Below are 7,877 nucleotides of genomic sequence, written 5' to 3' on the forward strand. Positions count from 1 at the left end.
GGCGCCCGGCCCCCGCGCCGGCGCGCGCCCCCCCCCCGGGCGCCGGGGGGGGCGCGCACACGCCCCCCCCCCCACCAGGCGAGCCGTCGGCTCTCCCTGTCCACGTTCACATGCATCCGCTTCCCCGGGTTCCTGTCGCCAGTGTCGTACGCCTGACGGGCACCCGGCGATGATCGCAGGTCAGCGGATGGGGCGGTGGACGTTCTTCCGGGTTGACGGGCCGGGGGTGGCGTCCGCGATCCAGGGGCCGTCGCCGGAGGGGTCGAGCACGCCTTCCTCCAGCCAGGTGTACGTGCCGGAGAGCACGCCGGCGACGACCTTGCGGTCCAGGTCGTCGGTGTTGGACCAGAGCCGGCCGAAGAGCTCCTCGACGCGGATCCGGGACTGCCGGCAGAAGGCGTCGGCCAGCTGGTAGGCCTCGCGGCCGTGTTCCCCGGAGGCGCGCAGGTGCTCGGCGCGGACGCAGGCCGCGCTCATCGCGAAGAGCTCGGCTCCAATGTCGACGATCCGGCCGAGGAAGCCCTGCTTGGTCTCCATCCGGCCCTGCCAGCGGGACATGGCGTAGAAGGTGGACCGGGCGAGTTTGCGGGCGCTGCGCTCGACGTAGCGCAGGTGGCCGGAGAGGTCGGGGTGGCCGCCCGGGTGGAACGCACGGTACGTGCCGGGGACGTGGCCGGGGCCGGTGGCGAGCTTGGGCAGCCAGCGGGCGTAGAACCCGGCGGCTCGGGCGCCGGCCTTCGCCTTGTCGCCGAGTGCCTTCTCGGGGTCGATGAGGTCGCCGGCGACGGACAGGTGGGCGTCGACGGCCTCGCGCGCGATCAGCAGGTGCATGATCTCGGTGGAGCCCTCGAAGATCCGGTTGATGCGCAGGTCGCGGAGCATCTGCTCGGCGGGGACGGCGCGCTCGCCGCGGGCGGCGAGGGACTCGGCGGTCTCGAAGCCGCGGCCGCCGCGGATCTGGACGAGCTCGTCGGCCATCAGGCAGGCCATCTCGCTGCCGTAGAGCTTGGCGAGGGCGGCCTCGATGCGGATGTCGTTGCGGTCCTCGTCGGCCATCTGGGAGGCGAGGTCGACGACCGCTTCGAGGGCGAAGGTGGTGGCGGCGATGAAGGAGATCTTGGCGCCGACCGCCTCGTGCCGGGCGACCGGGCGGCCCCACTGCTCGCGGACCCCGGACCATTCGCGGGCGATCTTCAGGCACCACTTCCCGGCGCCGACGCACATGGCGGGCAGCGACAGGCGTCCGGTGTTCAGGGTGGTCAGCGCGATCTTCAGGCCGGCGCCCTCGGCACCGATGCGCTGCGAGGCGGGGACCCTGACCCGGTGGAAACGGGTGACGCCGTTCTCCAGGCCGCGCAAGCCCATGAAGGCGTTGCGGTGCTCGACGGTGATCCCGGGCGAGTCGGCCTCGACGACGAAGGCGGTGATCCCGCCGCGGTGGTTCTCCGACTTCGGCACGCGGGCCATCACCACGAGCAGGTCCGCGACGACCCCGTTGGTGGTCCAGAGCTTCACTCCGTCGAGGACGTAGGCGTCGTCGCCGTCGGGGACGGCGGTGGTCGCCAGGCGTGCCGGGTCGGAGCCGACGTCCGGCTCGGTGAGCAGGAAGGCGCTGATGGCGGTGGTCGCGCAGCGCGGCAGGAAGGTTTCCTTCTGCTCCTGCGTGCCGAACATCTTCAGCGGCTGCGGGACGCCGATGGACTGGTGCGCGGAGAGCAGGGCGCCGATGGCGGGGCTGACGGACCCGACGAGGGCCAGCGCCTTGTTGTAGTACACCTGGGTGAGGCCCAGGCCGCCGTACTTGGGGTCGATCTTCATGCCGAGGGCGCCGAGCTCCTTGAGCCCGCGCACGGTCTCGTCGGGGATCCGCGCCTCGCGTTCGATGCGCGCGCCGTCGATCTCGGTCTCGCAGAAGGCCCGCAGCCGGGCCAGGAAGGCCTCTCCGCGCCGGACGTCCTCGTCCGCCGGCATCGGGTGCGGGTGGATCAGGTCGAGCCGGAAGTGCCCCAGGAAGAGTTCCTTGGCGAAGCTGGGCTTGCGCCAGTCCTGTTCCCGGGCCGCTTCCGCGACCTGCCGTGCCTCGCGCTCGGTCACCTTGGGCTGTGCGGGCTGTGTTGCGGACATGAGGGGGCTCACCTCGCCGCCGGAGTCGGTGGTACCGGCCTACTGGCCGGTGCTACCTGTGAGTCGTACCCAATCCGTGCCCGCGGGAAAAGGGGGACGGCCGGAGCCCCCGCACAGTAGGCTCCGGCCGTCGGCTTTTTGGCCGTACGCGAATCAGATGTCGAGGCCGGTCAGGACCAGGACTCGCTCGTACGTGTAGTCGTCCATCGCATAGCGGACACCCTCACGGCCGACACCCGACTGCTTCACGCCGCCGTACGGCATCTGGTCGGCGCGGTAGGACGGCGCGTCGCCGACGATCACACCGCCGACCTCGAGCTCGCGGTGGGCGCGGAACGCGGTCTGGATGTTCCGGGTGAAGACGCCGGTCTGCAGGCCGAACTTCGAGTCGTTGACGGCGGCGAAGGCCTCGTCGGTGTTCTCGACCTTGTGCAGGGTGAGGACCGGTCCGAAGACCTCCTCGACGGCGATGGTGACGCCCTCGGGCAGGTCCGCGAGGACGGTCGGCTCGTACGAGGCGCCCTCGCGCTTGCCGCCGGTGAGCAGCTTGGCCCCGGCGGAAACGGCCTCGTCGACCCAGGACTCGACGCGCTTGGCGGCGTCCTCGGAGACCAGGGGGCCGACGTCGGTGGCGTCGTCGTTCGGGTCGCCGGTGACCTGGGCCTGGACCTTCGCGACGACCTTCTCGACGAGGCGGTCGTAGACGGAGGCGTCGGCGATCACGCGCTGCACGGAGATGCAGGACTGGCCGGCCTGGTAGTTCGAGAACGTCGCGATACGGGTCGCGGCCCAGTCGAGGTCGGCCTCGGAGGACCAGTCGTCCAAGACGACGGCCGCGGCGTTGCCGCCGAGTTCCAGGGTGCAGTGCTTGTGGGGCACCGACTGCTGGATGGCGTAGCCGACCTTGTCGGAGCCGGTGAAGGAGATGACGGGCAGGCGCTCGTCCTTCACCAGGGCCGGCATCTTGTCGTTGGCGACCGGCAGGACCGACCAGGAACCGGCCGGGAGGTCGGTCTCGGCGAGCAGCTCACCCAGGATCAGGCCGGAGAGCGGGGTGGCCGGGGCCGGCTTCAGGATGATCGGCGCGCCGACGGCGATGGCGGGGGCCACCTTGTGGGCGCACAGGTTCAGCGGGAAGTTGAACGGCGCGATGCCGAGGACCGGGCCCTTGACGAAGCGGCGGGTCAGGGCGAGACGGCCGACGCCGCCGGCGTCGGTGTCGAGGCGCTGGGCGTCTCCGCCGTTGAAGCGGCGGGCCTCTTCGGCGGCGAACCGGAACACGGACACCGCACGGCCGACCTCACCGCGGGCCCACTTGATGGGCTTGCCGTTCTCGGCGGAGATCAGCTGGGCGATCTCCTCGGTGCGCTCGACGAGCCGCTTGGACACGTGGTCCAGGGCGGCGGCACGGACGTGGGCGGGAGTCGCGGAGAACTCGGCCGTCACGGCGTACGCCGCGGCCACGGCCTCTTCGACCTGGGCGTCGGTGGGCACGCTGACGGCAGCGACCAGTCGGCCGTCCCACGGGGAGTGGACGTCGAAGCTGTCCTCGCCGGTGGCCTGGCGGCCGGCGAGCCAGAAGGCGTGGGTGGAAGTCATGCGAATCCCGGCCCTTCGGATGTGTGCGGGGTCCTTGTCCCCTCCACCGTAGGACTCCGTCCGGGTTTCGGCGTTTATCCGGGGTGGAGCATGCCGGGCACCGGGCGCGCCGCTTTGTCAGTGTCGCGGCCGCGCCGCTATGCCGCGGGCGGGCTGGCCTTCAGGGCGAGCCACAGCTCCATGCGCACGTCCGGGTCGTCCAGGGAGCGGCCCAGGATCTCCTCCACCCTGCGCATCCGGTAGCGCAGGGTGTGCCGGTGGACCCCCAGGTCGGCCGCCGCCGCGTCCCACTGCCCGTGCCGCGACAGCCAGGCCTGCAGGGAGGCCACCAGATCGCCGCGGCCCTTCTCGTCGTGCTCGCGCAGCGCCTGCAGCGTGCCGTCCGCGAAGGCCCGTACCGCGTCGTCCGCCAGCAGCGGGAGCACCGACCCGGCCGCCAGGTCCTCGTGCTCCACCATCGGCCGGCCCCGCCTGCGGGCCACCGCCAGCGCCTGGTCGGCCTGCTTGAACGCCGCCGCCACCGCCGCGGGCGCCGCCGGAGCGGACAGGCCGACGACCAGTTCGTCCGGCTCCGGCCCCGTCGAGTCCCGCCCGCGCCGCGACTCCAGCGCCTCCGCGTGGTCCGCGCAGGCCTGCACCGCCGCGCCGCCGTCGGCCGCCAGCACCACCAGCCGGCCCGGCTCCGGCACCACCAGCAGCGCCTCCCCGGCCCGGGCGGCCGCCGACTCCACCGCGTCGGCCAGCAGCGCGAGGCCCTCGGGCTGTGCGGTCCCCGGCAGCGCCGGCTCGGCCACCACCAGCCGGAACGGCGCCTCCAGCAGCGCCCCGTACAGGTCCCCGGCCACCGCCCGGGCGTGCTCGGCCTCGCCGTCCAGCAGCATCCGCAGCACCGCCGCGCCCAGCCGGGACTCGGCGTCGTGCAGCGACCTCGACCGTTCCGTGGTCAGGGTCAGCAACGCCACCGCCGAGTGCACGGCGTACCGTTCGGCGGTGCCCAGCGGGGCCCCCGTGCCGACGGCGAGCGCACCGCGGGCCCGCCGGCCCGTCCCCAGCGACTGGAGCTCGACCCGGTCCTCCGAGCCGCCCACCACGGCGCTCGCCGGCGCCGGGCGCTCCCGCAGCCGCTCCACGTCGGGGGTCAGCCGGGCGGCCCGCCGCGCGGCCCATTCCGGGGCGGCCGCGACCACCGCGCCCGAGGTGTCGTACAGGGCCGCCCAGCCGTGCACGTGCGCCGCCAGCTTCGCCAGCAGCTCGGCGGGGCCGTCGGCGGACAGTGCGGCCCGGGTCAGCTCCCGCTGCGCCTCGAAGCCGGCGGTCACCGCGCGGTACTGGTCCGCGGCCAGCGCCGCGGAGACGGCCTTGCTGATCGCGAGGAACGGGGTGCGGCGCGGCACCTCCAGCAGCGGCAGGTCCTCGGCCCGCGCGGCGTCCACCAGCGCCTGCGGAACCGCCTCGTAGTTCACGCCGACCGCGAAGCCGATGCCGACGACCCCGGCCGCGGCGAGGCGGCGCACGTAGCGGCGCATCTCCTGCGGGTCCTCGGCGTCCACCTTCATGGCGGTGATCAGGAGCAGCTCCCCGCCCTCCATGTAGGGGACGGGGTCGGCGAGCTCGCTGACGTGGGCCCAGCGCACGGGGGTGTCGAGGCGGCCCTCCCCCGCCCGGACGCTGAGTTTGAGCGCCGAGTGCTGGACGAGCGAGGCGAGGGTGAGCGGCATAGGGTTCCAGAGGCCTTAGAGAAGAGGAGAGAGGGGAAGCGAAGGGGAGCGGAGCGACGCGGCGGGGAATTTCGCCTTGTCGTATGAACGACTCCCCTCGATTCTGCCACCTCGTACGGGTCGGCTCAGCCCGCCGCGGCCAGCCGGACCAGCAGCGGAGCCGCCCGCTCACCGCGGACGGAGGTCAGCGAGAGCACCGCGTACCCGGGCGGCACGGCGTGCGCCAGCTCGGAGGCCGACCACCGCTCCCGCTCCACCTGCCGCACGGTGACCGCGTCCGTGGTCACGGCCTTGCCGGTGACCAGCTTGCGGAAGGCGTGGATGGCCCGGGTGAGCGGCTGGTCGGCGAAGACGGTGCGGTGGGTGACGTCCCGCGTCTCCACCCACTCGGTGCCCCAGGCCTCGGCGAAGCGCTTGCCGTCCCAGGTGGTGACCCCGGAGAAGGCCATCCGGCAGCCGACCGCCCCGAGCAGCGGGGTGCGCAGCGCCTCCGGTACGTCGTCCAGGGTGCGCAGCGTCAGCAGGACGCCGGCGTTGGCCGAGCGCAGCCGCTGCAGGCCGCGCACGGTCTGCGGGGTCAGGGTGTGCGAGGCGTCGTCGAAGGCGAGGAACGCGAACAGGGAGCGGTCGGTGCGGGCCGCGGCGGAGGCGTTGAACTGGGCGAGCAGCAGCCGGGCCAGGATGCGGGAGGCGTCGGCGTGGCCGCGCTCGGGCAGGTCGATGCGCACGCGCAGCGGATGCTCCAGGGCCCGCAGCGAGAAGGGCCGGCCCTGCCCGGTGGTGTCGAAGAAGCCGGCGAACGCCGGGCGGTCGAGCAGGGCCACCCGGTCGGCGAGGGCCGGTCCCGGATCGCCGGGGGCGCCGTACTGCCGGGTCCGGGCGTCGAGTTCGCGGAGCATCACGTGCTGCCCGGCGTCTTCGAGCTCGGTGCGCAGCCCGCCGAGCGCCTCGGGCACCTGGTCGAGCAGCTCGCGCAGCTCGGGCACCGCCGGGAAGCGGCCGTACGCCGTCCGGAACGGGCCGAGCAGCTGGGCGAGGGCGGTCGCGGCGCGCCGCACCTCCAGGCCGGGGACATCGCCGACGAAGGCTTCGGCGAGCAGGGTGGCCGCCTCGTCGGCGTCGGTGGTGCCGCCGTAGAGGTCGAGGTCGTAGACGGACTCGGGGTCGCCGACGCGGACCACGACGTCGTAGGCGGCGTCCGGGCCGAGTTGGCTGCCGGCCGAGGCGACGGCGATGACGGCGGCCTGTCCGGCCAGCGCCTGGAGGGCGAGCGATTCGACGACGGGCCGCACCAGCTGCCGGGTCTTGCCCGCACCGGAGGGGCCAACGGCGAGCAGGGAGGTGCCGAGCACGCCCGGGTCGAGGGCGAGGCGGGTGCCGCGCCGGCCGTACGGGTTGCGCTCGCCGTCCTCGACCGTGCCGAGCAGCACCTGCCGGGCGAGCAGGTCGTGCCGGGCCGCCCGCACGGGCAGGTCCCGGGCCCCGGAGGGGTGGACGCAGGCGCCCGCGCCCTTGTCGCGCACGGAGTCGGCGAAGGCGGCGGCGCGGGAGGGCTCGGCCCGTACGGACTCCCAGGCGCGCCGGATCCGCGCGTAGTCCACGTCGTTCATCCGCCCGGACCCGGCTTCCCCTTCCAGCCGGTCGGCAACCTCCCCAAGCCCGGCCCCCCGCACCTGCGGCCACGTAACCGGATCATCGGGCCCGCCGGCCACGATCGCGGGCGACTCCACGGAGCCCGGAGGACGGCTGTTCTCGCGGGCGACGCCGGGGTGACGGCGCACTGCGATCCAGACGAAGAGCAGGATGACGACCGCGTAGACCGCGATGTCCGCACCGCGTACGAGTGAGGCGGTACGTTCTCTCCCCGCACCCTCCAGCGGCAGCAGGGCGTAGACGAACTGCCGCAGGGGTACCGCGTGCTGCGAGAGGAGCCAGAAGGCGAGCAGGCCGCCGATGGCTGCGGACACCGCCTGGACCACCCCGCCCCGCGCCACCACGAGGCGCCGCCACGCCTCCCCCCAGTTGCCCAGTCGGCCGAAGCCGATGAACAGGCCGGCAACGACCAGCAGCTCGTACAGCCGCATGGTGACGTCGCCGGCGGAGCCGAGCAAGGGCTCTCCGCCCAGAGGCGGCCACCAGTCGTTCGGCGTGAACAGGCGCGGCGGAACGCGCCAGTAGGGGATGTACCCGTTCCGCAGGAGCGACCAGACCAGCATGCAGGCGAGCAGCGAGATGACGGCGCCGCTGAGCAGGGTCCGCACGGCGGCGACCTGCGGCTCCTCCGCGGCGCGGGGGGTGTGGCCGTACGTCCAGACGCCGGGGCCGTCGGAGGTGCGCGGGGTGCGCAGCCAGTCGGCGAGGGAGGGGCCGGTCCCGGCGGGGGCGTGGGCGGGCTTCGGCGGGAGGCCGGGCGGCGGCCCGGCGGGCCGCGGGACG

At 74.0% G+C, this 7,877-nt stretch carries 4 protein-coding genes; all 4 read right to left on the minus strand.

Features of this window, described 5'->3' with window-relative positions:
- Nucleotides 1-180 precede the first annotated feature (180 nt).
- Nucleotides 181-2,124, minus strand: a complete 1,944-nt coding sequence (locus tag ACFXA3_RS17420; RefSeq protein WP_385187642.1) for an acyl-CoA dehydrogenase family protein — start codon at nucleotides 2,122-2,124, stop codon at nucleotides 181-183.
- A 153-nt stretch (nucleotides 2,125-2,277) separates the two neighbouring features.
- A complete protein-coding gene (locus ACFXA3_RS17425) occupies nucleotides 2,278-3,723 on the minus strand; it encodes an aldehyde dehydrogenase family protein (RefSeq protein ID WP_385187644.1) in 1,446 nt (481 codons plus the stop codon).
- A 137-nt stretch (nucleotides 3,724-3,860) separates the two neighbouring features.
- Entirely contained in the window at nucleotides 3,861-5,441 is a 1,581-nt protein-coding gene (locus ACFXA3_RS17430) for a PucR family transcriptional regulator (RefSeq protein ID WP_385187646.1), read from the minus strand.
- A gap of 125 nt (nucleotides 5,442-5,566) precedes the next feature.
- Nucleotides 5,567-7,877: ATP/GTP-binding protein (locus ACFXA3_RS17435; protein ID WP_385187648.1), on the minus strand; the 2,311-nt coding region annotated here is incomplete at its 5' end.

This window comes from Streptomyces sp. NPDC059456, from assembly GCF_042750055.1.
Taxonomy (GTDB): domain Bacteria; phylum Actinomycetota; class Actinomycetes; order Streptomycetales; family Streptomycetaceae; genus Streptomyces.